This is a genomic window from Streptomyces poriticola (assembly GCF_036689765.1).
Lineage (GTDB): Bacteria > Actinomycetota > Actinomycetes > Streptomycetales > Streptomycetaceae > Streptomyces > Streptomyces poriticola.
In genome coordinates this window covers 97342-121706 of the sequence record NZ_JBAGKH010000017.1, presented here as the reverse complement: position 1 = coordinate 121706, position 24365 = coordinate 97342, and the positions used below count along the sequence as shown (strand labels likewise).

Genomic DNA, 24365 nt, shown 5'->3' with positions numbered 1-24365 from the left:
GGTACCTCCGAGGGCACGTCCGAGGGGACCTCGTCGGGTACCTCCGAGGGTACGTCCGAGGGGACCTCCACGGGTACGTCCGAGGGCACGTCCACCGGCACCTCCGAGGGCACGTCCACCGGTACGTCCGAGGGGACCTCGACGGGTACGTCGTCGGGTACCTCCGAGGGGACCTCCACCGGTACGTCGTCGGGTACCTCCGAGGGGACCTCGACCGGTACGTCCGCCGGGTCGTCGGAGGGCACGTCCTCGGGCACGTCCGGTTCCGGTGGTAACGGCGGCTCCACCGGCGGTGATGGTGGCAGCACCGGCGGTAACGGCGGCTCCACCGGCGGTGGCGACAACACCACCCCCGACGGTGGTGGCAACGACAACTCCACCCAGGAGCAGGGCTCCTCCGCGCTGACCGACACCGGCACGGACGCCCCGGCCTCCGACGCCTCGGCGCAGGGCGGCGGGGAGCTCGCCGAGACCGGTGCCCAGGAGATGACGTTCCTGGTGATCGGCGCCGCCACGATGATCGCCGGCGGCATCGGCTTCCGTGTGCTGCCGCGCGTGATGGCCGGCCGCGGCGCGGCCGCTGCCTGACGGTAGCCGCACGCCTACCGAAGGCACGCATGGTGAGGGGCCCGGAGCGCCAGTGCTCCGGGCCCCTCCCGCTGTCTCGGATCAGACGGTCTGGTGGGCCAGCAACGCCACCGCCGCCACCAGCACCGCCAGGAGCGCGATCAGCGCCATCGGGGTCAGACCCGCGAAGAAGTTCTCCTGCTGCAGCCGCTCGCGGTTCGCCCGGCACACGGGGCACCGGCCCTGATTCACGGGCGCCGCGCAGTTCGCGCACACCAACCGGTCGTACGTCATGCGCTCGCCCTCCTTGCACCGGTGCGCCGATTCACGTGTCCAACGCTCACGGCCACGCGAACGTTCCTCTTCCACTGTGCCAGGTTCCGCGCTCCGCTGCGCGTGTTCCACCAGGGGGCCGGACCGGGGACGGGACCGGGGACAAAAGACGCAACCAGCACGCAACCCTGACCGGTGACTGCGGTCCCATACCCACTTCGCGTATGGTCACGCACATCTACCCCCGGCGACCCGTGGTGCATCCGTGATCCGATTCGACAACGTCTCCAAGGTCTACCCCAAGCAGAACCGCCCCGCCCTCAGGGATGTCTCCCTGGAGGTCGAGAAGGGCGAGTTCGTGTTCCTCGTGGGATCCTCCGGCTCCGGAAAGTCCACCTTCCTGCGGCTGGTCCTCCGCGAGGAGCGGGCCAGCCAGGGGCAGGTGCACGTTCTGGGAAAGGACCTCGCCCGCCTGTCCAACTGGAAGGTGCCGCACATGCGCCGCCAGCTGGGGACGGTGTTCCAGGACTTCCGCCTGCTGCCGAACAAGACGGTCGCCGAGAACGTGGCCTTCGCGCAGGAGGTGATCGGCAAGTCGCGCGGCGAGATCCGCAAGTCCGTGCCGCAGGTGCTCGACCTCGTCGGACTCGGCGGCAAGGAGGACCGGATGCCGGGCGAGCTCTCCGGCGGTGAGCAGCAGCGCGTCGCGATCGCCCGGGCCTTCGTCAACCGGCCCAAGCTGCTGATCGCCGACGAGCCCACCGGCAACCTCGACCCACAGACCTCCGTCGGCATCATGAAGCTCCTGGACCGCATCAACCGCACGGGCACCACGGTGGTCATGGCCACACACGACCAGAACATCGTGGACCAGATGCGCAAGCGCGTCATCGAGCTGGAGACCGGCCGCCTCGTCCGCGACCAGGCCCGCGGCGTCTACGGCTACCAGCACTGAGACCGCCCGAGATGCACGCGAAGCTGCACGGAAAGGCATAAGCAGACGCCATGCGCGCCCAGTTCGTCCTGTCGGAGATCGGCATCGGTCTCCGCCGCAACCTGACGATGACGTTCGCCGTCATCGTCTCCGTCGCCCTGTCGCTCGCCCTGTTCGGCGGGTCACTCCTGATGAGTGACCAGGTCAACACCATGAAGGGCTACTGGTACGACAAGGTCAACGTCTCGATCTTCCTCTGCAACAAGAGCGACGCCGAGTCCGACCCGAACTGCGCCAAGGGCGCCGTCACCGAGGACCAGAAGCAGCAGATCCAGACCGACCTCAAGGAGATGTCGGTCGTCGACACCGTGACGTACGAGTCGCAGGACGAGGCGTACAAGCACTACAAGGAGCAGTTCGGCGACTCGCCGCTGGCCAGCTCGCTCACCCCGGACCAGATGCAGGAGTCGTACCGGATCAAGCTGACGGACCCGGAGAAGTACCAGGTGATCGCGACCGCCTTCGACGGGCGCGACGGTGTGCAGTCGGTCCAGGACCAGAAGGGCATCCTGGACAACCTCTTCGAGCTGCTGAACGGCATGAACTGGGCGGCACTGGCGATCATGGCGCTGATGCTGGTCGTGGCGTTGATGCTGATCGTCAACACGGTGCGCGTCTCGGCGTTCAGCCGGCGGCGTGAGACCGGCATCATGCGCCTGGTCGGCGCCTCAGGCTTCTACATCCAGGCGCCGTTCATCGCGGAGGCCGCGGTCGCCGGACTGATCGGGGGCACGGTCGCCTGCGGGTTCCTGGTCTTCGCCCGGTACTTCATCATCGACCACGGGCTCGCCCTGTCCGAGAAGCTGACGCTGATCAACTTCATCGGCTGGGACGCCGTACTGGCGAAGCTGCCGCTCATCCTGGCGACCAGCCTGCTGATGCCCGCGCTGGCCGCGTTCTTCGCGCTGCGCAAGTACCTGAAGGTGTGACACATGCCAAGGGGGCCGTGCGGAGAAGCGCCCGTACGGCCCTCCCCGCTTGTCCTAGACTCACCGCCATGTCAGGTCGTGACCTGTTCTGTCAGCCCCGCCGCATCCGCCACGGGGTCGCCCTGACATTGGTGTTCGCCAGTGTTCTCGTGGCCGGCGCGGCCACCGGCTCGCTGCCCGAGGGCGCGTCGACGCCGACGGCCGAGCCGTCCCGGCGGGCCGCCCCCGCCCGGCACCACGCGGACGTGGCCCGTGCCGCGGCCGAGGCGATGGCCGCCGGTACCTCCCCCGTGGAGGCCGCCGAGCGGGCCGTCAGCCGCAGCGGCGACCGCTGGGGCGCGATCTACTCCCGTGGCGAGTACGAGGAGTTGGCCCAGGCCCTGGACGGCCGGTACACCGGCGTCGGCCTCTCGGCGCGCCGCGAGCACGACGGCCGTATCGAGGTCACGAAGGTGACCCCCGGTTCGCCCGCCGCCGACGCCGGGATCCGCACCGGCGACCGGCTGCGCAGCGTCGACGGTGAGGAGGTCGACGGGCGGCCGGTGACCGAGGTCGTCGCGTTACTCCGCGGCGACTCCGTGAACGCTCCCGCGGGCAGCGCCGTCCGGCTCGGCCTGGAGCGCGGCACGCGCGCGTGGACCGAGACCGTGCACCGGGCCAGTCTGGCCACCCGGCCGGTGACCGAGCGCAGGCTCGCCGGCGGCGCCACCGTCATCAAGGTCGCCTCCTTCACCAAGGGCGCCGGCGACGCGGTGCGGGCCGCGGTACGGCGCGCCCCGGCCGGCGCCGGGATCGTGCTCGATCTGCGCGGCAACTCCGGCGGTCTGGTCGCCGAGGCGGTCACCGCCGCCTCCGCATTCCTCGACGGCGGCCTGGTCGCCACCTACGACGTCGGCGGCGAGCAGCGCGCCCTGCACGCCGAACCCGGCGGCGACACCACCAGACCGCTCGTGGCGCTCGTCGACGGCGGCACCATGAGCGCGGCCGAATTGCTCACCGGTGCCCTCCAGGACCGCGGGCGCGCCGTCGTCGTCGGCTCCCGCACCTTCGGCAAGGGCTCGGTCCAGATGCCGAGCGCGCTGCCCGACGGATCGGTCGCCGAGCTCACCGTCGGGCACTACCGCACCCCCTCCGGCCGCGGCGTCGACGGCACCGGCCTCACCCCCGACCTGGAGCTCGACGCCTCCGGCCCGGCGGCCGTGCGCCGCGCGGAGACGGTGCTCAGCGGCCTGGGACAGTAGCGGCGCACTGGTAAACGGCTTCCCACGGACCCCCTCCGTAGTGCGAAAATGGACGGCACTATGGCTAAGGAAAAAGGGCGCAAGCTGATCGCGCAGAACAAGAAGGCGCGGCACGACTACGCAATCCTCGACACCTACGAGGCCGGTCTGGTCCTCACCGGCACCGAGGTGAAGTCGCTGCGCCAGGGGCGGGCCTCGCTCGCCGACGGCTTCATCCAGATGGACGGGCACGAGGCGTGGCTGCACAACGTGCACGTGCCGGAGTACAGCCAGGGCACCTGGACCAACCACAGCGCCCGCCGCAAGCGGAAGCTGCTGCTGCACCGTTCCGAGATCGACAAGCTGGAGTCGAAGTCCCAGGAGACCGGGCACACCATCGTGCCGCTCGCGCTGTACTTCAAGGACGGCCGGGCCAAGGTCGAGATCGCGCTGGCGCGCGGCAAGAAGGAGTACGACAAGCGGCAGACCCTGCGGGAGAAGCAGGACCGGCGCGAGGCGGAGCGGGCGATCTCGGCGATCCGCCGCAAGCAGCGGGCCTGACCCCGAGGTGCCGCCCCGGCCCTCCGGGCCTCGGGGAGCCGCCCCCATGGGCTCCCGGGACCCCATGGGGGCGTGACCCGGGAATACGCTGGCATGCGTGTGCGTTGGTCACGTACGATGGCATCCGCACCGCGAGGCGGTGCAGCGCGGCCCTCACCGGAGGGTTTGAAAAATCAACATGGGGATGATCGGTTTCGACAGCGGCTGTCGAAGCAGGGGAAGCGTGTCGAGGAAGCGGCCATGATCTCGTAAACCACAGGCCGAAACAAATAATCGCCAACACCAAGCGCGATTCCTCCCAGCAGGCCTTCGCCCTCGCTGCCTGATCTCAGGTAGCAGAGCGAGCCTCCTACACGGGAGTGTCAGCCCGGGCTTGTTCCCGTCCCGGATCCTGGCATCAGCTAGGGAACTCCACCTCTAGACCCGGTCACGGGGTGCAGAGGAACAACCAACAGTGACTGAGCCCGTCGGAGACTTGTCCGCGTGATCTCCGGGGCCGAGAAAATCGCAGCGGACTGCACACGGAGAAGCCCTGATTCCGCACCGTTGGACGCGGGTTCGATTCCCGCCATCTCCACGAGTACGAGGGCGACGTCCGCTCGCGAACAGCGCGAGCGGACGTCGCCCTCGTCGTATGCGCGCGGCTTCGCCGCGCGAAGCGGCGGGCTCCGCCACCCGCGCCCCCGGCAGGTCCTGCCCCGCTCAGGAGCCGCTGCGACGGGCCCCCGGGGGTTGCAGCAGCGCGAGCAGCAGGGCCAGCGCCGCGGCCGTGACCGGAACGCCGTACCCGGCCGTGGGCGACAGCTGCTCCACCGTCCAGCCGCCCGCCGCGCTCCCCCAGGCGATGCCGCCCAGCAACCCCGTCACGGCCAGCGTCATGCCCTCGTTCAGCCTTCCCTCCGGGGTGCGGCGCTGGACCAGCGTCATGGTGGTGACCATCACCGGGGCGGTCGCCATCCCGGCGACCAGCAGGGCGCCCGCCAGCAGCGTGAGCGAGCCGGTGAGCGACGCCGCGAGCAGCGGCAGCCCAAGCAGCGCCGTCATCGCCGCGACACACCAGGGCAGGCGCGACTCGACGGACCCGGCCGGCTTCAGCGCCCCGTACAGCAGACCCGCCGCGCACGAACCGGCTGCCTGGAGCGCCAGTACCGCCCCGGCCGCCGTACGGTGCCCCTGCGCGTCCGCGAAAGCGATCGTGACGACCTCCATGGCCCCGAACACCCCACCCATGGCCAGGCACACCACCAGCAACGGGGGGATGCCGGGCGCCCGCAGCGGGGCCCGGGCCCGAGGGCGCGGCCGGGCGGGCGGCTCGGTGGCGCGCTGCGCGGTGAACAGGAGCATGCCCGTCAGCAGCAGCACCGTCCCGACCAGCGTGCCCGCCTCCGGGAACCACGCCCCGCACACCACCGCGGCCAGCACCGGGCCCAGCATGAAGCAGAGCTCGTCGGCGGCCTGCTCGAAGGAGTTCGCGGTGCGCAGCGCACCGGCGTCGCCACGCAGCAGATGGGCCCAGCGGGCGCGGGCCATCCCGCCGGTGTTCGGAGTGGTGGCGGTGGCGGCGTACGCGGCGAACAGCGTCCAGTCCGGGGCGCCCAGGCGCACACACAGCACCAGGGCCAGCGAGCCGAGGACGGCGAGCAGGGTCGCCGGCCGCGCCACCCGCGCCTGGCCGTACCGGTCCACCAGCCGCGCGGTCCACGGCGCGACCAGCGCGGTGGCGGCCAGACCGGTCGCGGTGACGGCCCCCGCGAGCGCGTACGAGCCCCGGGTGCCGGCGATCATCATGACCGCGCTCACGCTGAACATGCCCATGGGCAGCCGGGCGAGCAGATTGCCGGCCGTGAACGCCCGCGCGCCCGGGGTCGCGAGAAGCCGGCGGTACGGGCCGGGCGGACGCCTGCGGGGGAGGGCAGGACGGTCGCGGGCAGTCCGGCCGCGCGGGCTGCCGACGTGTGTGCTCCGGCCCGGTGGGCTGCCGTTCTGCGTGCTTCGGTCGGGCGGGCCGCCGGACTGTGTGGTCCGGCCCCGCGGGCGGAAGTCGGCGGCGACCAGAGTGTCGGCGGTGACGGTGAGCAGAAGCCCCTGGCGGGGCGGGCGTTGCGGAGCGGTATGCGGCATGCGCCCACCGTCGCCCGCCGGCGATCAGGGCGTCCAACACCTTCTCCGCGTCCATTGACGCACCTGCGTTGTAAATTCGCGGGATGCCGACGTCCGCACCCACCCGTGACCTCGACCCCCGGCTGCTGCGCGCCTTCGTCGCCGTCGCCGAGGAACTGCACTTCACCCGGGCCGCCGCCCGGTTGTACGTGGCCCAGCAGGCGCTCAGCCGCGATGTACGGCGACTGGAGCGGGAGTTGGGCGCCGAGCTGTTCGTCCGGACGACCCGGCAGGTGACGCTCACCCCCGACGGTGAGCGGCTGCTGCCGTACGCCCGGCGGATGCTGCAGACGCAGGAGGAGCTCCTCGCCGCCTTCGGCCAGGCCCGCCCGCTGCTGGTGGACCTCAACTCCCCGGGACTGTCCACCGGGCGCGAGGTACTGCACCGGGCCCGGCGGCTCGCTCCCGACCAGGAACTGATGGCGCGTTACGAGAGCGGGCTGACCCACGCGGCCGCCGAGGTGCTGGCGGGACGGCTCGACGCCTCCTTCGGCCGGTTCGCGGGACTCCCCGCAGCGCTGCGGGCCGGCCTCGGTCACCAGCCGGTCCGGTACGAGCCCATGGCGATCCTCCTGCCCGAGGGCGACCCGCTGGCCCGGCTGCCCGAGGTGCCGCTCGAGGCGCTGGCGGGACGGGCCGTGTACGCCGGTGCGGGCAACCCGCGGACACCGGAGTGGACCGACCTCGCGCACCGACTGTTCGAGGGGCGCGGAATCGAGGTGGCGGCACCCGTTCCGCTGGCCGTGGGGGAGGAGGAGTTCCAGCGGGTCATGGGCCGGTCGGCCGTGCCGGTCCTCGCCGTGGTGGGCTTTCCGGCCATGCCCGGCACGGTGGTCCGCCCGCTCGTCGCTCCCGTACCGCTGTCACCGGTCTCGCTCGTGTGGCGAAAGGGGCTGATACATCCGGCGCTGGACGCGCTGCGGCAGGCCGCGGTCCAGGCCGCGGCCGAGAACGGATGGTTCCGGCGACCCGGAGAGGGGTGGATTCCGGACAGTGATGCGGCCGTGATGTATGTGCAGAACTGACACCCGGCAGCCACAGGTCCCCCGCGTACGCTACATTCGTGGCCCCGAGCACGGTGTGGTACAAGGGGCGCTCGAACCAGGTGGGGGCCGGTTCGGTCGACGGGTGCTCGCAGTCGTGATGCGCACCCGGAAAGGTCCCTGGGGGGAAGTGCGTGCGCATGAACAGTTGGCAGAAAGACGCCCATCCGGAGCGGCCCGAGGCTGCCCGGGGGGCCCACGGGAGCCGCGGGGCCGACGGGGCGTCCGAGACGGGTCCGGAGGATCCCACCGACCTCCTCCCACCGGTCACCGCGACCCGCGCCTTCCCGGAGCCCGGGCATCTCACCCCCGAGCACGACCGTCCTGACTCCGGCCGGTCCATATCCGGCGGCCCCGGCTCGGGCCGGTCCATAGACTCGGGCCGGTCCATATCCGGTGGCCGTGGCTCTGGTGGGTCGGTGTCCGGTGGCCCCGGCTCGGGCCGATCCATATCCGACGGCCCTGGTGACGGCTGGGCGGAGCCCGGCCGCGCCGGCTCGGGCCCGTCCGTAGCCGGCCGCCCTGGTCCCGACGGGGCGCAGTCCGGCCGGCCCGCACCGGGATACGGCCGTACCGGTCACGTTGGTCCCGGTCGGGCGGATGCCGGTCTCGCCGGTTCCGGTCGGGAGGATGCCGGTCTCGCGGGTTCCGGGCGTTCCGGGTACGGCCGTTCCGGTCCGGGCACCGCCGAGGGCGCCCCGTGGGCGGATGCGCCGCGCACCGCCGCGATGCGCGACCCCTGGGAGGACGTCCCCGGCTCGGGCCTCGACCCCGACCCCGGCGCCCGCACCGGTACCGGCCCGGGCGCCACCTCCGCGTCCGGTCACACCCACGATCCGCACGAAGTGACCGTTCAGCTCGATGCCGTACAGCTCGGGGACGGGCTGCTGCGGCGGGCCGAGAGCACCCCCCGCACGGGACCGGCCCACTCCGACGGCCCGGTCTTCGTCGACTCCTCCGGCCGGCGCAGCCGCCGCTTCCGCCGCCTCGGCATAGCCGTCGGCGCGGCCTGCGCCGTCTACGCGGTCGTCATGGCCGCCACGCTGATGTCCGGCAACTCCGACGCGCCCTGGCTGCCGGTGCCGGGCCAGGAGGAGGGGAAGCCGGCCGGGCAGGTCGACACCACGCCGCTGCCCAGGGACTCCACCGAGCCCACCGCCCCCACCGGCGGCACCGCCGGCCCGCAGTCCACGCCCTCACCCGGCGACGCCACGACCCCGGCCGCCCCCGGCGCCGAACCGCCCGCCGCGGGCACCACCGCCGACCCCGAACCCCCCGGCACCACCGCCGACCCCGAGCCGACCGCGGCCCGCAACAGTCCCGCACCCGGCGGTGGCGGCGAGGCCGAACCGGACCCGGGCCAGTCGTCGCAGGAGCCGGACCCCGGGCCGGCCGACCCGACCCCGACGGGTGACGGCACCTCACCGGGCCCCTCCCAGTCCACCCCGGCCGGGGGCGGAGCCTCGGGCGGCGACGACGGCACCGGCGGCGGCGATGCCGGCGTGGCCGCCGACGGTGCGCAGGCCCCGGCCCCCTTGGCCGCCGGTCCCGACACGCCCGTCACCCACACGGGCGCCCGCACGTCCCCCTCCCCGTCCCCGGAGTACACCCTCTGATGGCATCCCGCACCCGCCGTCACCGGGCCGCGATCGGAGCCCGCGACGGCTCCCCGCGGCGCCGCCTGCCCCTGCGCCTGCTGCTGCCGCTGCTCGTCCTCGTCGCCCTGATGGCGATGCTGATGCTGCGCGGCTACGTACACAGCGAGATCCTCGCCGACCACCGCGTCCGCCCGCCCGCCGCCACCGACCAGGTCCCGCAGAAGATCCTGGAGGGCGGCCCGGTCATCGACACCCGCAGCGGCCGCACCGAGAGCCTCGGCGTCCCCGACCACCGACTCGTCCTCACCTTCGACGACGGACCGGACCCGACCTGGACCCCGAAGGTGCTGGACGTGCTCAGGAAGCACGACGCCCACGCCGTCTTCTTCGTCACCGGCACCATGGCCTCCCGCTACCCGGACCTGGTCCAGCGCATGGTCGACGAGGGCCACGAGGTCGGCCTGCACACCTTCAACCACCCCGACCTCTCCTACCAGTCCAGGGAACGCATCGACTGGGAGCTGTCGCAGAACCAGCTCGCCATCACCGGCGCCGCGGGCATCCGCACCTCCCTGTTCCGCCCGCCGTACTCCTCGTTCGCCGACGCCATGGACAACGAGTCCTGGCCGGTCACCGAGTACATCGGCGCCCGCGGCTACATCACCGTCGTCAACAACACCGACAGCGAGGACTGGCAGCGGCCCGGCGTCGACGAGATCATCCGCCGCGCCACCCCGAAGGACGGCGCGGGCGCCATCGTCCTGATGCACGACTCCGGCGGCGACCGCAGCCAGACCGTCGCCGCGCTCGACCGGTTCCTGCCGGACATGAAGGAACAGGGCTACGAGTTCGACAACCTCACCGAGGCCCTGGACGCGCCCAGCGCGCACAGCCCGGTCACCGGCGGCGAGCTGTGGAAGGCCAAGGCCTGGATCTTCCTGGTCCAGGCGTCCGAGCACATCACCGACGGACTCGTGGCCGGGCTCGCGGTCATCGGCTTCCTGGTCATCGCCCGCTTCGGGCTGATGCTGCTCCTCTCCGGCATCCACGCCCGCCGGGTGCGCCGCCGCGACTTCCGCTGGGGACCGCCGGTCACCGAGCCGGTCTCGGTGCTGGTCCCGGCGTACAACGAGGCCAAGTGCATCGAGAACACCGTCCGTTCCCTGATGGACAGCGACCACCCCGTCGAGATCCTGGTCATCGACGACGGCTCCACCGACGGCACCGCCCGCATCGTGGAGGCGATGGGACTGCCGAACGTCCGGGTGGTCCGCCAGCTCAACGCGGGCAAACCGGCCGCACTCAACCGCGGCCTGGCCAACGCCCGCCACGACATCGTCGTGATGATGGACGGCGACACCGTCTTCGAGCCGTCCACCGTCCGCGAACTCGTCCAGCCCTTCGGCGACCCGAGGGTCGGCGCGGTCGCCGGCAACGCCAAGGTCGGCAACAAGGACTCCCTGATCGGCGCCTGGCAGCACATCGAGTACGTGATGGGCTTCAACCTCGACCGCCGTATGTACGACGTCCTGCGCTGCATGCCGACGATCCCGGGCGCGGTGGGCGCCTTCCGCCGCTCCGCCCTGGAGCCCATCGGCGGCATGAGCGACGACACCCTCGCCGAGGACACCGACGTCACCATGGCGCTGCACCGGGACGGCTGGCGCGTGGTCTACGCCGAGAACGCCCGCGCCTGGACAGAGGCGCCGGAGACCGTCCAGCAGCTGTGGTCCCAGCGCTACCGCTGGTCGTACGGCACCATGCAGGCGATCTGGAAGCACCGTCGGGCAGTGATCGACAAGGGCCCCTCCGGCCGCTTCGGCCGCGTCGGCCTGCCCTTCGTCTCCCTCTTCATGGTCCTGGCCCCGCTGCTCGCCCCTCTGATCGACATCTTCCTCCTCTACGGCATCATCTTCGGCCCCACGGAGAAGACGATCGCGGCCTGGCTGGGCGTCCTGGCGATCCAGGCGGTCTGCGCGGCCTACGCCTTCCGCCTCGACCGCGAACGCATGACCCACCTGATCTCGCTGCCGCTGCAGCAGATCCTCTACCGCCAGCTGATGTACGTGGTGCTGCTGCAGTCCTGGATCACCGCCCTCACCGGTGGTCGGCTGCGCTGGCAGAAGCTGCGCCGCACCGGTGTCGTCGAGGCGCCCGGCGGCGCGCCGTCGACGCCCCGGCAGCGCACGGGCAGCGGCGACGACCACCGGAGGCCGGTGGCATGACCCACGCACCCGGACACCCGGCCGGCACGGGCACATCTCCGGAGCCGTTCCGGGAGCCGTTCCCCGCCGTCCCGGACCAGCGGACGCCGGACCCCGAACCCGCCCCCGCTCCCCCCGGCGCGCGCAAGCCGGGCCGCGACCGGTACCTCGACCTGCTGCGCTCCCTCGCCCTGTTCCGCGTCGTCGTCTACCACCTCTTCGGCTGGGCCTGGCTGACGGTGCTGTTCCCGTCGATGGGGGTGATGTTCGCGCTGGCCGGCTCGCTGATGGCGCGTTCGCTCAGCCGCCCCGCGCTCGGCGTGATCAGGAGCCGGATCCGCCGTCTGCTGCCCCCGATGTGGGCGTTCGGCGCGGTCGTGCTGACGCTGCTGTTCGCGGGCGGCTGGAACCCGGCCGACGACCCGGACCACGGCGACACCTGGGGCCTGCTCGGCCTGGTCAACTACCTGGTCCCGATCGGCGCCCCGCCCTTCCCCTGGCACATCGGCTCCCCGTCCGGCCTGCTGGACGACACCTGGGCGGTGCAGGCCGCCGGCCCGCTGTGGTACCTGCGCGCCTACCTGTGGTTCGTGATCGCCTCCCCGCTGCTGCTGTGGGCCTTCCGCCGGGCCCCCTGGCCGACGCTGCTCGCGCCGCTCGGCCTGACCGCGGTCGTCGGCACCGGCCTGGTCACCGTCCCCGGCGAGACCGGCAACGCGGTCACCGACTTCGCGGTGTACGGCGGCTGCTGGGTGCTGGGCTTCGCCCACCACGAGGGCCTGCTGAAGCAGATCCCGCGGTACGTCTCCGTCTCCTGTGCGTCGCTGGTCATGGCCTTCGGACTGTGGTGGGCCTCGAACCACCTCGGCGCCGACGGCTGGGACCTCAACGACATCCCGCTGGCCCAGGCCACCTGGTCCTTCGGCTTCGTCGTGATCCTCCTCCAGTACTCCCCGTCCTGGCAGGAGCTCCCGGGCCGGCTGAAGAAGTGGGACCGGCTGGTGACCCTCTCCAACAACCGCGCGGTCACCGTCTACCTGTGGCACAACCTGCTCATCATGGCCACGGTCCCGGTCATCGACCTCGTCTACAAACTGCCCTTCATGCAGAACGCGCAGGCGGCGGACGCCCTCGGCACCACCTACCAGCTGTGGATGTTCTGCCTCGTCTGGCCCCTGATCGGTCTGACGATCGTCGCGGTGGGCTGGCTGGAGGACCTCGCCGCCAAGCGCCGCCCTCGCCTGTGGCCGAACGGCGCACGGCGCGGCGGCTCCCGAGGCGGGAACGGTCGTTCGATATCAAGGCGATGAGCCCAGAGCACGCGCCAGGCCCACCGGCTTGGAGTCACCGCTCTCCCAAGGGGTTCATCAGGTCCCTCCTTCGTGGATACCCCTGCCTTCAGGCAGGGCGAAACGAAGCTCCTGCGGAGCAGCGCAGGGAAAGCCGGTCCGCCGTCGGGACGGACCGGCGTCCATCCCCAGCCACCCACGCTCTGCCGCAAGTTGACGGGGTAGTACAACGGAGTACTCCGGGCGGGCGGTCGGCGACGAAGCGGAAACTCCTACGGCGCGAGCCGTAGGAATCCCCCTCCTTCAGGAGGGGGAGGAAGTCAAGTCGTACTTCTACGGCGCCGTGCATGCACCGAGGACTTCGGCGACACCTCCACGGCCGGGGACGACTTCTGCCACCCGCCTGTGCGGCGATCGGGGTTGGTGGAGCAGTCGACCGCGACGGACTCGCTGCGCGAGGGCAGGTCGTAGATGTGATCGGACGGATTGTCCGCGCACTTCCTACGACGGCGGGACCTACGGCACCGCACCCACCAAGGGGCGACGCCACCAGGACCGAGCGGCTGACCGAGCACGACGGCACCACCGCCACGTACCAGGTCAGCGGCATCACCGAGTACGACCGGTTCGGCCGCCCCACCGCCCAGACCGACGCGGGCGGTGCCCGGACCACCACGGCGTACACCGACGTCAACGGGCTGATCTCACAGACCGAGCACACCAACGCCCTCGGCCATGGCACGACCACCGACTACGCCCCCGCCTGGGGCCAGTCCACCGGCCAGACCGACCCCAACGGCAAGCGCACCGACCTCGCTTACGATCCGCTCGGCCGACTGGTCTCCGTGTGGCTGCCCGACCGGGCCAGGACGACGATCCCGACTACCTGCCCGGCATGGAACTGAGCCTGGCCAAGGGCGGCAGCACGGTCAGAGCCACGCGGGGGCTCCCTGGAACTGGGTCAAGGGCTACAAACTCGCGAAACGCGTCAAGGGCCTCGTCGGCGACCTCATCAGCGGCGTCAAGAACGTCTGGAAGAACTCCAAGGCACTCGGCAAGGCCAAGGACACGCTCAAAGCGGTGCGAGAAAAGACCAAGGCTGCCGTGGCCAAGGCCAAGGAGCGGCTGATCAAGTGCCACAGCTTCCTGCCCGGCACCAGGGTCCTGCTCGACGACGGCACCACCAGACGGATCGAGGACGTCGAACTCGGCGACAGGGTCACCGTCACCGACCCGGACACCGGTGGGACCGTCACCCGCGAGGTCGTCGGCACCATCGTCACCGAGGACGACAAGTACTTCGTCGACCTCACGATCGACACCGGCGGCGATCCGGCCTCGCTGACCTCCACGACCACCCACCCCATCTGGGTGCGGTCGGAGAACCGGTGGCTCGAGGCCGGCGACCTCGAGCCCGGCAGGACGTCCGCCCCTTCCAGAAGCGCCAGCGCACCCACGATCTCACGGTCAGCGGGATCCATACGTACTATGTGCTCGCGGGGGGTGCGCCAGTCCTGGTTCACAACTGTAATGGTGTCTCTATTTATAGGACGCCGAAGGTTGATGACATGGCGCATGAGTTGGAGCGTGGCCCCAACCCGGCATCGCATCAAGATGGCGACGCTTCGGTCTATCTCGGGGAGAAGAGCGTGGCGAAGGAATATCAGAATCGCGGCTCCTGTGCGAATGGGTCAATTCGTTGCGACATGCGCGAGGATTTCCTCAAGGGATTCTCGGACACCGTACTCCGGTATGACCGTAAGGGGCCTGGAGGTTCCGCAAGAATCGAGTTCGTGATCCCAGTTGGGCGACTTGATCGATTCAACGAGCTTACGCTACGTAGAGTGTGGGAGCCCGGGAATGGGTGACGGCATGGTGCGGGTTGACGAAGAGCTGGAAGTGGTCGTGTCTGCGACTACGGCATGGGGGGTCAAGGTGACCACTCGGGATGGAGTGGAGGGGTTTATCGACAACCTCAAAATTCCGTCATGGCTAGCTCGGGAGGAACTGCCAGTGAGCGGCACATCTCTACGGCAACGTCAGCGGACGGGGGCGGCCGGGCAGGGAGGTGGTCCGTCGCCGCCGGAGTGTGTCGTCTTGTCGTTCTCCAGGCTGCCGAGTGCATTGCTGAGGGTGTCGATGGCGTCGCGCTGGAGTCGGAGTCTTACGTGAGCGTAGACGGTGGCGGTGACGCCGATGTGGGCGTGGCCGAGGAGTTCCTTGATGACGACGAGGTCGACGCCCTGTTCCAGGAGCAGGGTCGCGGTCGAGTGCCGGAGATCATGGAACCGGATCGTCCGGAGCCTTGCGCTGTGGATGAGGCGACGGAAGCGGCGGGTGAGGTTGGTGGGGTCGAGCGGCCTGCCCTTCGGGGTGGTGAAGACGAGCCTGTTGTCCAGCCAGCCCGTTCCGCCTGCCTGACGTTCTTCCCGCTGCCGTCCTTGGTGGATCTTGAGGGAGTTGATGCACTCGGCGGGGAGGGCGATGCGGCGTTCGGAGGCGAGGGTCTTGGTGTTCAGGACGGTCAGGCCTTGGGGCTGCGGGTGCTCTGGAGGGAGCGGTGGATGGTGGCGGTGCCGCCGTCGAGGTCGAGGTCTCCCCAGTGGAGGCCGAGGAGTTCGCCTTTACGGACGTTCGGAGATCGGCTGTGGGGTGAAATCCGGTGTCGGCGCGGGGCAGCCCCCGTATGCTGGCCCTGGTAGCGGCATCCCATCCCGTGGAGGTCCCGATGAGCACACCTGAGGCGGAGTACTCCGGCTACCCACCGCTTCGGCCCCGCGTTTCGGTCGAGGAGCTGCTGGCCGCGAAGAACACCCAGCCGATCCGGTCCCTGGACGACCTCGCCGCCGACACCTTCGAGTCGGATGAGGAGCTGGAGGAATTCCTGGCCTTCACGCACGCCGAGCGTCACCGCGACGTCGCCTGAGCCGCTGCAAATGCAACCTGCCATCCTCGACACCGACGTCGCCTCGCTGTCCCACAAGCGCAAGCTCACCGGCCCGCTCGCCACCAGGCTGATCGGCCGCAAGCCGCTGATCACCTTCGTGACCTTCGGTGAACTGACCAAGTGGACCGAGATCCGTCACTGGGGGACCCGCAGCCGCCAGGAACTCGCCGACTGGCTCTCCGGCATCCCGATCCTGCCCGGCGACGAAGCCGTGGCCGCGACCTGGGGCCGCCTGTCAGCCGCGGGCATCCAGCGCGGACGACCACGCCCGATCAACGACATGTGGATCGCGGCCCGCGCCCTCGCCTACGACCTGCCGCTGGCTACGCTCAACGTCAAGGACTACGAGGACTTCCGAACCCACCACAGTCTGCGCATCCTCGGCACGGAGTAGCCGCTCGCCGTTGGCGCAGTCGGACCGGCTCCCGGACGAGGCAGCGGCCCGTGACCGGGCTGATCGGAAACGGGCTGTCGGCGCGTCGCCTCCGACGGGGAGCGAAGCCGGCCTTCTCCGAGCGGCGAACCCGCCCCGCCCCGGCCCCGCACTACCGGATCGGCGGACGGCCGAGCCGCCGCGAGGCCCACCGCTGGCTGAGGGGTCAAGACTCTTGGCGGCGGTAGTGACGGCGACAACCACGAACAACCCCGGCCGAACCCGCACCTCAGCGGACCGCAGAATATCGCTTGACCTGCGAAAACGATTGGCAGCAACGCTGACGGCAACGTCAGCGGATGATGGACCGATGCTCTCCGAGTGGCCGGATCGCGCGGACAGCGCAGCCCGGACCCGCAGGAAGAGGCGGCCGAGCATGCCTGACACCGGCACGCCGGCCCGGAAGCAGCGACGGCAGCAACCACGGATTCCCCCGTACCACCACGGACACCAGCGGAACGCAGATCACGCTCGTGGTGTGCCGGCCACGACCGATGAGTCCGGGCCGTTCGCGGAGTCTGGGTGAGTGAAGGATTCGTCACCGCCCCCATTCCGGAGGATGCATGCCCACCGATGCGAGCGCCCCCGCCACCGCCCGTTCCCTTCAGGTGCCCGGCGCACGTCTGTACTACGAGGTGCGCGGCGAGGGACCGCTCATCGTGCTGGTCGGGGCCCCGATGGACGCCGCCGCCTTCGCCCCGCTGGCCGAGTTGCTCGCCGTCGACCACACGGTGCTCACCACCGATCCGCGCGGCATCAACCGCAGCAGGCTCGACGACCCCGAGGAGGACTCGACTCCACAGCTGCGCGCCGACGACCTGTCCCGGCTGATCGCCCAGGTCGGCGCGGGACCGGCCACCGTGCTGGGCTCCAGCGGCGGTGCCGTCAGCGCGCTGGCCCTCGTCCAGGACCACCCCGAGCAGGTGCACACCGTCGTGGCCCACGAACCCCCGGTGATCGAGCTGCTGGAGGACCGGGAGCAGCTGCGCACCGGTACCGAGGAACTCGTCGCCACCTACCTCGCCGGCGATGTGACGGGGGCCTGGAGGAAGTTCTTCGCCCAGGCCGGCATCACGATGCCCGAGCCGCTGATCGAGGAGATGTTCGGCGGGGAGCGTGACCCGCGGCAGGTGGCGGACGAACGCCGCTGGTTCGCCCACGAGATGCGCCTCTCCACCTACTGGCAGCCAGACGTGTCGGCCCTGCGCGCGGCGGCCACCCGCGTCGTGGTGGGCGTCGGCGACGACTCCGCCGGTGAGCTCTGCGACCGGACGTCCCGGGCGCTCGCCCGGTCGCTGGGCGCGGAGCCGACCTCCTTCCCCGGTGGCCACACCGGGTTCGTCGAGACCCCGGACGCCTTCGCCGACCGACTGCGGTCGGTCGTGGGTGACGGCTGAGACAGCACGGCGGGCGCGCTTCCGGCCCCGACACCTCGTCCCGGGTCGGCGGCGCGCGCGGCGGCGAAGGGGGTGTGTGGAAGACTTCCCGAGTCGGGTCGTGAGAGCAGGGACAGGCCGGGGGAGATGGTGCGGACGTGAGCGGGCGGCAGGTGCAGGAGATGCTGCGGCGGATGGCGAGCGGTACGCCCGTGGAGCTGACCAGCCGGATGGCGTCCGTGAAGAAGCTGGCCCGGCTGGCCGGGATCGCACAGCAGTTCGGGTACGAGTATGCCGATGTGCGGCAGGGCTCCGGTCTCAACGGTGCGATCACCATGCTGCTCGTACCCGACCCCGGCCCCGAGGCCCGGGCCCGCGCCGCACAGAACTGGGCGCAGTACCCGAACGCGGGCGACGGGGTCTCCGTGCCGCCCGTGCCGCCGGAGTCGTACGAGCTGCTGAAGACCCGGATCAACTACGACTACACCGGCAAGATCGCCGAGCGCGGGATGAGCTACGGCGCACTCGGCGCCACCATGGGCTGCGCGGCGCTCACCCTTCGGCTCGGCGGTGAGTCCGGCGACTACGTCCTCGCCGGCGGGCTGTGGCTCGGACTGCTCGTGCTCATCGGAGTCGCCTTCCTCGTCAACCGGAAGCGCAACGCCAGGTTCGGGGCCCGGTTGCAGCAGCTCGGGTTCGTGCCGGTGAGGGAGGGGACGGGCCGGGTGCGGTACCTCCCGCCGGGCACGGCGGGAGCCTACCCGGCTCCGCCGCCCGGTCCGGGTGGCCACGCCGGTCCGCCCGCGCCGGGGGCGTACGCTCCGCCGTCCGTCCCGGGCCAGTACCCGGGTGCGCCCGCCGCCGGCCCCTACGCCGGGCAGCCCTCCCCGTCCGCGCCTGGCCCGTACCCCGGTCAGCCCGCGTCCGTGCCTGGCCCGTACGCCGGTCAGCCCGCCCCTGGCCCGTACGCCCCCGGCCCGTACGCCTCGCAGGGACAGCCCCCGCAGCAGCCTCAGCCGCCCTCCGGCCCGCCCCGGCAGAGCCCCCACTGGCAGCCCCCGCAGGGCTGACCGCGTCGCCGGGAGACCCTCGAGGATCCGGTGACCTCTCATCGCGCTCCGGGGGAGGGTGAGAGCAAAGTTCCCTCGCGGTCACCCGCAGCCACAGTGCGGAAACGCGCTCTCCCTACCTTCGGTTCTCGGCCACACCTGAGCCCCGGAGCCCGTGGAGGCGTGATGACAGCCCCGAGTACCGTCCCGAGCACACCCCCCGCACCCCGACGGGGGTCCCGTTGGATCGAGGAGTGGGACCCCGAGGACGAGGTCTTCTGGGAGGCGAAGGGCAAGCACGTCGCCCGGCGGAACCTGACCTTCTCGGTGATCTCCGAGCACATCGGGTTCTCCGTGTGGAGCATGTACTCGGTGCTCGCGCTGTTCATGGGCCCCGCGTACGGCATCGACCCGGCAGGCAAGTTCTTCCTCGTCGCCGTGGCCTCCCTGGTGGGTGCGGTCCTGCGGGTGCCGTACGGCTTCGCCGTCGCCCGGTTCGGCGGCCGGAACTGGACGGTCTTCAGCGCGGGGCTGCTGCTGGTGCCGACCACCGCGCTGCTGTTCGTCATGGAGCCCGGCACCTCGTACACCACCTTCATGATCGTGGCGATTCTCACCGGTGTCGGCGGGGCCAACTTCGCCTCCTCCATGACCAACATCAACAACTTCTATCCGCAGCGCCTCAAGGGCTGGGCCCTCGGCATGAACGCGGGCGGCGGCAACATCGGCGTCGCCGTGGTGCAGCTGCTCGGACTGCTGGTCATCGGCGTCGTCGGCGCCGGGCACCCGCGGGTGCTGCTGGCCGTGTACGTGCCGCTGATCGTGGTCGCGACCGTGCTCAGCGTCCGCCGTATGGACAACCTGGCGCCGGTGAGCAACGACACCGGCGCGTTCAAGGAGGCCGTGCGGGAGACCCACACCTGGATCATGTCCTTCCTGTACATCGGCACCTTCGGCTCGTTCATCGGGTACGGCTTCGCCTTCGGCCTGGTGCTGCAGAACCAGTTCGGCCGCACGCCGCTGCAGGCGGCCTCCCTCACCTTCATCGGTCCGCTGCTGGGCTCGCTGATCCGGCCCGTCGGCGGCCGGCTCGCCGACCGGATCGGCGGGGCGAAGGTCACCCTGTGGAACTTCGCGCTGATGGCCGTCGCCGCCGCCTTCGTCGTCCTCGCCTCGGTGCAGCACTCGCTGGGGCTGTTCATCGGCGCGTTCATCGCGCTGTTCGTCCTCACCGGCATCGGCAACGGCTCGACGTTCAAGATGATCCCCGGCATCTACGGTGCCAAGGCCGCCGCGCAGGGCCTGGCCGGCGAGGCCGCGTCCGTCTACACCCGCCGGATGTCCGGCGCCTCGATGGCCCTGATCGGCGCGGTCGGCGGGCTCGGCGGGCTCGGCATCAACCTGGCGCTGCGCCAGTCCTTCCTCACCGTGGGCAGCGGCACCGGCGCGTTCGTCGCCTTCCTCGGCTACTACGGCGTGTGCTTCCTCGTCACCTGGGCGGTATACCTTCGCCGGTCGGAGCCCGGCACGCCGGGTCTGCCGGCCACGCCCGAGACAAAGCGTCAGCCCAGCTATGCCCAGGTGTGATCGAGTGTGACGTAACACGTGCGACATACACCCGAACCGAGCCTGTCACGAGCCGTTGACAGGCTCGGTCGGCACGTGAACGGCGCTTGGAAGTGAACGACCGGATCGGGGCAACAGCCATGGACGACCGACAGCAGCGACCGGACCAGGGCCCCCTGGCCGGCTTCACCGTGGGGGTGACCGCCGCCCGCCGTGCCGACGAACTCGGCGCGCTTCTCCAGCGGCGCGGCGCGGCGGTCATGCACGCCCCCGCACTGCGGATCGTGCCGCTCGCCGACGACAGCGAGCTGCTCGCCACGACCAAGGAGATCATCGACCGGGTGCCGGACGTCGTCGTCGCCACGACCGCGATCGGCTTCCGCGGCTGGGTCGAGGCCGCCGACGGGTGGGGGTTCGGCGAGGCCCTGCTGGACCGGCTGCGCACCGTGGAGCTGCTGGCCCGCGGCCCCAAGGTCAAGGGCGCGGTGCGGGCCGCCGGGCTGACCGAGGCGTGGTCGCCGATGTCGGAGTCGCTGGCCGAGGTGCTGGACCGGCTGCTGGAGGAGGGCGTCGACGGCCGGCGCATCGCGGTCCAGCTGCACGGCGAGCCGCTGCCCGGGTTCGTGGAGGCGCTGCGGGCGGGCGGCGCCGAGGTGGTCGGGGTCCCCGTATACCGATGGCTGCCGCCGGAGGACATCGGCCCCGTCGACCGTCTCCTGGACGCCGCCGTATCCCGCGGGCTGGACGCGCTGACCTTCACCAGCGCCCCGGCCGCCGCCTCCCTGCTGTCCCGCGCCGAGGAGCGCGGCCTGCTGCCCGAACTGCTCGCCGCCCTCGGCCACGACGTGCTGCCGGCCTGCGTCGGCCCGGTCACCGCACTGCCGTTGCAGGCGCGCGGTATCGACACCGTGCAGCCCGAGCGGTTCCGGCTCGGCCCGCTCGTCCAGCTGCTCTGCCAGGAACTCCCCGCCCGTGCGCGGTCCCTGCCGCTGGCCGGGCACGAGGTGGAGATCCGCGGGCACGCGGTACTGGTGGACGGCGAGCTCAAACCCGTACCGCCCGCCGGGATGTCCCTGCTGCGGGCACTGTCCCGGCGGCCCGGCTGGGTGGTGCCCCGCGCGGAGCTGCTGCGCGCGCTGCCCGGTGCCGGTCGGGACGAGCATGCGGTGGAGACGGCGATGGCCCGGCTGCGCTCCGCCCTCGGGGCGCCGAAGCTGATCCAGACCGTGGTCAAGCGCGGCTACCGGCTCGCCCTGGACCCGGTCGCCGACACCAAGTACGTCGGCGCCTGACGCGTCTGCGGTCTGCCGTCCCGCCGACGCCTGGTAGGCGCGGTGCCCGACGTGTCTGCGGTCCGCCGTCCCGCCGACGCCTGGTACGCCCGGTGCCCGACGCGTCTCCCGTCCGCCGCCCCCGGTACGCTCGGCGCCCGACGCGTCCGCCGGTGTCGAGTCCGCCGGCACCACCCGCGTCCCGGCCATGTCCGCCGGCCTGCCGGCCCAGGTCCGCCCGCGCCGCCCGCGTCCCGACGGCTGCCGGCCGGACGTCCGCCCGCGTCCGTCCGCGTTCGGCCGTGCCTGACTGGCGCGCCGACGTCGGACCGGCCTCTGTGCCGGCGTCGGACCGGCCTCTGTGCCGACGTCGGTCCGCCTCCGTGCGTGCCGCCCGGCCGGTATGGGGGCTTCCGGTGTGCGGCGCGGACGGGCACTGTGGATGCAGAACGGTCCCTCCTTCCCGCGAACGTTTCGCTTCCCTCACTCCTGCTGGGGAACTCCTAGGCGGTGACAGGCACATGGCACTGGGTACGGCGACCTCCCCGTACGAGCTGCGGTTCGACACCGGGCGGATCTGTCTGGACCTCCTCGCCACCACCCACCCGGTGGAACGGCTCGGCTCCGCCGAGGTACTGCGGGCCTGGATCACCGGATCCGGACTCGTCCCGCCCGGGACCGAGCTGGCCCACGCCGACGCCTCCTGGCTGACCGCGTTCCGGGAACTGCGTGCCCAGACCGCCCGGTTGGTGCGGGCCCCCACGGCGTCCGGCATCCTTCCGTACGACCGCGCGCTCGCCCGCGTCAACGACCTCGCCCGTGCCGCGCCCCCGGCTCCGCGCGCGGTGCGCGGCGCGGACGGTGCCCTGGTCCGGGAGCTGAGCGCACCGCCCGAGTGCACCGCCCTGCTGGCCGTGGTCGCCCGGGACGCCGTGGAGCTGCTCACCGACCCGGTTGCACGGGCCGCCCTGCGCCAGTGCGAGGGCGACAACTGTCCGATCGTCTACCTGGACACCTCCCGGGGCCGTCGCAGGCGCTGGTGCTCCAGCGAGATCTGCGGCAACCGCGAGCGCGTCGCCCGCCACCGCCGCCGTACCGCCGCCCTCGCCCGCGCATGACGGACGGCCGACGCCCGGGAGGCATGTGATCTCGGCAACACCCGCTCCGTCCGGGCCGCCCCGCCCGCGTCCGACGACGGGCGGCAATGTGCGGGAAATGTAAAGGAGATGGGGGAGATATATGGCCCCATGTCCCGCTCAGGACGGCGCCCTCGGAAAACTTGCGGCTTCCTTTGAACACCCCGCGCCCCGTGTCCGTACCGGATGGGCGAGCGACCGACTCGGGGGAACCCCCGGACATCGGAGGTGGGCGTGCGCAAGGATCCCGTCGTGGCCAAGGAACGTGGAGCGAGGGCCCGACATCGCATGTCTTCCCAGCCCTCGGAACCCGACGAGGAGCTGATGCGTGCGCTGTACCGGGAGCACGCCGGACCGCTGCTGGCGTATGTGCTGCGACTGGTCGCGGGGGACCGGCAGCGCGCCGAGGACGTGGTGCAGGAGACGCTCATCCGTGCCTGGAAGAACGCCGGTCAGCTCAATCGGGCGACCGGTTCGGTACGCCCCTGGCTGGTGACGGTCGCCCGGCGCATCGTCATCGACGGCCACCGCAGCCGGCAGGCCCGGCCGCAGGAGGTCGATCCGTCGCCGCTGGAGGTCATCCCCGCGGAGGACGAGATCGACAAGGCGCTGTGGCTGATGACGCTGTCTGACGCGCTCGACGACCTGACCCCGGCCCACCGGGAGGTGCTCGTCGAGACGTACTTCAAAGGGCGTACCGTCAACGAGGCGGCGCAGACCCTGGGAATACCCAGCGGCACCGTCCGCTCCCGGGTGTTCTACGCCCTGCGTTCGATGAAGCTGGCTCTGGAGGAGCGGGGGGTGACGGCGTGATGAGCGAGTACGGGGGTTTTCCGGGATTCGGCGCGGGTGGCACGGGTAATTCTGGCCCCATGGGCCCCATGCAGGGATCACCTCAGGGATCACCGGTGCCGAACGAACACGAGACCGTCGGCGCCTACGCCCTCGGCATCCTCGACGACGCCGAGGCGACCGCCTTCGAGACGCACCTCGCGGGCTGCGAGTGGTGCGCCCAGCAGCTCGACGAGCTCGCCGGGATGGAACCGATGCTGGCCGCGCTGGCGGACCTGCCGGGCTCCGGCACGCCCGCGGTCGGCGATTCGCTGTCCGCCCGGCCCGCCCCGCGGCTGGCGGAGAAACTCGTCGACGAGGTCGCCGAGCGCCGCGCCCGCAAGAAGCGCCGCAACCTCTACCTGGTGGGCACGGCCGCCGCGCTGATCATCGGCGGCCCGTTCGCCGCCGTGGCGACGACCGGCGGCGACGGCGGCGACGGCGGCGGTGGCGGCAACCGTACGACCGAGGCTGCCCCGGAGGCCGGTCCAGCCCAGTCCGCCTTCGCCGAGATGCCCGACCGGGTCAGCGCGACCGACCCGAGCACCGAGGTCAGCGCGACCGTGGCGCTGGAGAAGAAGGCCTGGGGCACCCACGCCGTCCTGGAGCTGAAGAACGTCAAGGGCCCGCAGAGGTGCGCGCTGATCGCCGTCGGCGAGAACGGCGAGCGGGAGACCGTCACCTCCTGGTCGGTCCCGGACTGGGGCTACGGCATCCCCGACGCCACCACCGAGCAGGCCAAGAAGCCGCTCTACGTGCACGGTGGCGCCGCCTTCGAGCCCAACGAGATCGACCACTTCGAGGTGATGACCTTCGACGGGAAGAAGCTGGTGGAGGTCGACGCATAGCCGGGCTCCGGGCCCGGCTCGTGACCGGGCCCATGGACAGGCCGTAGCCTCCGGCGGCCCCCTTCGCGTA

21 protein-coding genes, 1 other RNA gene and 2 pseudogenes are annotated in these 24365 nt (G+C 71.5%); 21 read left to right on the top strand and 3 right to left on the bottom strand.

What is annotated here, in order from left to right; all coding sequences use genetic code 11:
• Positions 1-588: pseudogene (locus V5O46_RS21025) on the top strand (hypothetical protein); the annotation flags it as partial.
• Positions 589-669: 81 nt separating this feature from the next.
• Here V5O46_RS21025 and V5O46_RS21020 read toward each other — a convergent pair.
• The gene (locus V5O46_RS21020; RefSeq protein ID WP_332886181.1) at positions 670-861 is read right to left on the bottom strand and encodes a hypothetical protein; all 192 of its coding nucleotides are present in this window, start codon (positions 859-861) and stop codon (positions 670-672) included.
• A gap of 244 nt (positions 862-1105) precedes the next feature.
• Between V5O46_RS21020 and ftsE the strand changes: the two genes are divergently transcribed.
• From ftsE to ssrA, 5 genes are all read left to right on the top strand, one after another.
• Positions 1106-1795: a cell division ATP-binding protein FtsE gene (gene ftsE / locus V5O46_RS21015; protein WP_332886180.1), complete on the top strand. Its 690-nt coding sequence runs from the start codon at positions 1106-1108 to the stop codon at positions 1793-1795.
• Positions 1796-1845: 50 nt separating this feature from the next.
• Entirely contained in the window at positions 1846-2763 is a 918-nt protein-coding gene (gene ftsX, locus V5O46_RS21010) for a permease-like cell division protein FtsX (protein ID WP_332886179.1), read from the top strand.
• A 68-nt stretch (positions 2764-2831) separates the two neighbouring features.
• Positions 2832-4004: a S41 family peptidase gene (locus V5O46_RS21005; RefSeq protein WP_332886178.1), complete on the top strand. Its 1173-nt coding sequence runs from the start codon at positions 2832-2834 to the stop codon at positions 4002-4004.
• A 60-nt stretch (positions 4005-4064) separates the two neighbouring features.
• Positions 4065-4544: an SsrA-binding protein SmpB gene (gene smpB / locus V5O46_RS21000; RefSeq protein ID WP_332886177.1), complete on the top strand. Its 480-nt coding sequence runs from the start codon at positions 4065-4067 to the stop codon at positions 4542-4544.
• 180 nt (positions 4545-4724) lie between these two features.
• Positions 4725-5124, top strand: a transfer-messenger RNA (tmRNA) gene (ssrA, locus tag V5O46_RS20995).
• A 122-nt stretch (positions 5125-5246) separates the two neighbouring features.
• On the opposite strand, the gene V5O46_RS20990 is transcribed toward ssrA, so the two are convergent.
• On the bottom strand, positions 5247-6665 hold the full coding sequence (locus tag V5O46_RS20990; RefSeq protein ID WP_332886176.1) for an MFS transporter: 1419 nt from the start codon (positions 6663-6665) through the stop codon (positions 5247-5249).
• 83 nt (positions 6666-6748) lie between these two features.
• Here V5O46_RS20990 and V5O46_RS20985 point away from each other — a divergent pair, with 83 nt between their 5' ends.
• The 6 genes from V5O46_RS20985 (at position 6749) to V5O46_RS20960 (ending at position 14635) form a co-directional block, all read left to right on the top strand.
• Complete coding sequence (locus V5O46_RS20985; protein WP_332886175.1) at positions 6749-7729, top strand: LysR family transcriptional regulator; 981 nt, start codon at positions 6749-6751, stop codon at positions 7727-7729.
• 746 nt (positions 7730-8475) lie between these two features.
• The gene (locus V5O46_RS20980) at positions 8476-9363 is read left to right on the top strand and encodes a hypothetical protein (protein ID WP_332886174.1); all 888 of its coding nucleotides are present in this window, start codon (positions 8476-8478) and stop codon (positions 9361-9363) included.
• A complete protein-coding gene (locus V5O46_RS20975; RefSeq protein WP_332886173.1) occupies positions 9363-11570 on the top strand; it encodes a polysaccharide deacetylase family protein in 2208 nt (735 codons plus the stop codon). The genes V5O46_RS20980 and V5O46_RS20975 overlap by 1 nt, the downstream gene beginning before the upstream one ends.
• On the top strand, positions 11567-12859 hold the full coding sequence (locus tag V5O46_RS20970) for an acyltransferase family protein (RefSeq protein WP_332886172.1): 1293 nt from the start codon (positions 11567-11569) through the stop codon (positions 12857-12859). Before V5O46_RS20975 ends, V5O46_RS20970 begins: the two co-directional genes overlap by 4 nt.
• A gap of 452 nt (positions 12860-13311) precedes the next feature.
• Positions 13312-13743 (top strand): hypothetical protein, encoded by a 432-nt coding sequence (locus tag V5O46_RS20965; RefSeq protein ID WP_332886171.1) that lies wholly within the window; start codon positions 13312-13314, stop codon positions 13741-13743.
• Between the two features lie 199 nt (positions 13744-13942).
• Positions 13943-14635 carry a Hint domain-containing protein gene (locus V5O46_RS20960; protein ID WP_332886170.1) on the top strand — a complete coding sequence of 231 codons (693 nt, stop codon included), beginning with the start codon at positions 13943-13945 and terminating at the stop codon, positions 14633-14635.
• A gap of 242 nt (positions 14636-14877) precedes the next feature.
• On the opposite strand, the pseudogene V5O46_RS20955 reads toward V5O46_RS20960, so the two are convergent.
• Positions 14878-15509: pseudogene (locus V5O46_RS20955) on the bottom strand (tyrosine-type recombinase/integrase); the annotation flags it as partial.
• A gap of 57 nt (positions 15510-15566) precedes the next feature.
• On the opposite strand from V5O46_RS20955, the gene V5O46_RS20950 reads away from it, so the two are divergent.
• From V5O46_RS20950 to V5O46_RS20910, 9 genes are all read left to right on the top strand, one after another.
• Positions 15567-15764 carry a hypothetical protein gene (locus tag V5O46_RS20950; protein ID WP_332886169.1) on the top strand — a complete coding sequence of 66 codons (198 nt, stop codon included), beginning with the start codon at positions 15567-15569 and terminating at the stop codon, positions 15762-15764.
• Between the two features lie 10 nt (positions 15765-15774).
• Positions 15775-16179 carry a type II toxin-antitoxin system VapC family toxin gene (locus tag V5O46_RS20945; protein WP_332886168.1) on the top strand — a complete coding sequence of 135 codons (405 nt, stop codon included), beginning with the start codon at positions 15775-15777 and terminating at the stop codon, positions 16177-16179.
• Between the two features lie 602 nt (positions 16180-16781).
• On the top strand, positions 16782-17615 hold the full coding sequence (locus V5O46_RS20940) for an alpha/beta fold hydrolase (RefSeq protein ID WP_332886167.1): 834 nt from the start codon (positions 16782-16784) through the stop codon (positions 17613-17615).
• 137 nt (positions 17616-17752) lie between these two features.
• The gene (locus V5O46_RS20935) at positions 17753-18664 is read left to right on the top strand and encodes a hypothetical protein (RefSeq protein WP_332886166.1); all 912 of its coding nucleotides are present in this window, start codon (positions 17753-17755) and stop codon (positions 18662-18664) included.
• Positions 18665-18829: 165 nt separating this feature from the next.
• Positions 18830-20230 (top strand): nitrate/nitrite transporter, encoded by a 1401-nt coding sequence (locus V5O46_RS20930; RefSeq protein WP_332886165.1) that lies wholly within the window; start codon positions 18830-18832, stop codon positions 20228-20230.
• Between the two features lie 119 nt (positions 20231-20349).
• Positions 20350-21501: a uroporphyrinogen-III synthase gene (locus tag V5O46_RS20925; protein WP_332886164.1), complete on the top strand. Its 1152-nt coding sequence runs from the start codon at positions 20350-20352 to the stop codon at positions 21499-21501.
• A gap of 500 nt (positions 21502-22001) precedes the next feature.
• On the top strand, positions 22002-22598 hold the full coding sequence (locus V5O46_RS20920) for a CGNR zinc finger domain-containing protein (protein ID WP_332886163.1): 597 nt from the start codon (positions 22002-22004) through the stop codon (positions 22596-22598).
• Between the two features lie 306 nt (positions 22599-22904).
• Positions 22905-23429: a sigma-70 family RNA polymerase sigma factor gene (locus tag V5O46_RS20915; RefSeq protein ID WP_050782511.1), complete on the top strand. Its 525-nt coding sequence runs from the start codon at positions 22905-22907 to the stop codon at positions 23427-23429.
• Positions 23429-24295: an anti-sigma factor family protein gene (locus tag V5O46_RS20910; RefSeq protein ID WP_332886162.1), complete on the top strand. Its 867-nt coding sequence runs from the start codon at positions 23429-23431 to the stop codon at positions 24293-24295. Before V5O46_RS20915 ends, V5O46_RS20910 begins: the two co-directional genes overlap by 1 nt.
• Positions 24296-24365 lie beyond the last annotated feature (70 nt).

Coding starts and splice junctions, on each gene's coding strand:
- V5O46_RS21020 (WP_332886181.1), bottom strand. CDS start 861: ATGACGTACGACCGGTTGGTGTGCGCGAACTGCGCGGCGCCCGTGAAT.
- ftsX (WP_332886179.1), top strand. CDS start 1,846: ATGCGCGCCCAGTTCGTCCTGTCGGAGATCGGCATCGGTCTCCGCCGC.
- V5O46_RS21005 (WP_332886178.1), top strand. CDS start 2,832: ATGTCAGGTCGTGACCTGTTCTGTCAGCCCCGCCGCATCCGCCACGGG.
- smpB (WP_332886177.1), top strand. CDS start 4,065: ATGGCTAAGGAAAAAGGGCGCAAGCTGATCGCGCAGAACAAGAAGGCG.
- V5O46_RS20990 (WP_332886176.1), bottom strand. CDS start 6,665: ATGCCGCATACCGCTCCGCAACGCCCGCCCCGCCAGGGGCTTCTGCTC.
- V5O46_RS20985 (WP_332886175.1), top strand. CDS start 6,749: ATGCCGACGTCCGCACCCACCCGTGACCTCGACCCCCGGCTGCTGCGC.
- V5O46_RS20980 (WP_332886174.1), top strand. CDS start 8,476: ATGCGCGACCCCTGGGAGGACGTCCCCGGCTCGGGCCTCGACCCCGAC.
- V5O46_RS20975 (WP_332886173.1), top strand. CDS start 9,363: ATGGCATCCCGCACCCGCCGTCACCGGGCCGCGATCGGAGCCCGCGAC.
- V5O46_RS20970 (WP_332886172.1), top strand. CDS start 11,567: ATGACCCACGCACCCGGACACCCGGCCGGCACGGGCACATCTCCGGAG.
- V5O46_RS20950 (WP_332886169.1), top strand. CDS start 15,567: ATGAGCACACCTGAGGCGGAGTACTCCGGCTACCCACCGCTTCGGCCC.
- V5O46_RS20945 (WP_332886168.1), top strand. CDS start 15,775: ATGCAACCTGCCATCCTCGACACCGACGTCGCCTCGCTGTCCCACAAG.
- V5O46_RS20940 (WP_332886167.1), top strand. CDS start 16,782: ATGCCCACCGATGCGAGCGCCCCCGCCACCGCCCGTTCCCTTCAGGTG.
- V5O46_RS20930 (WP_332886165.1), top strand. CDS start 18,830: ATGACAGCCCCGAGTACCGTCCCGAGCACACCCCCCGCACCCCGACGG.
- V5O46_RS20925 (WP_332886164.1), top strand. CDS start 20,350: ATGGACGACCGACAGCAGCGACCGGACCAGGGCCCCCTGGCCGGCTTC.
- V5O46_RS20920 (WP_332886163.1), top strand. CDS start 22,002: ATGGCACTGGGTACGGCGACCTCCCCGTACGAGCTGCGGTTCGACACC.
- V5O46_RS20915 (WP_050782511.1), top strand. CDS start 22,905: ATGTCTTCCCAGCCCTCGGAACCCGACGAGGAGCTGATGCGTGCGCTG.
- V5O46_RS20910 (WP_332886162.1), top strand. CDS start 23,429: ATGAGCGAGTACGGGGGTTTTCCGGGATTCGGCGCGGGTGGCACGGGT.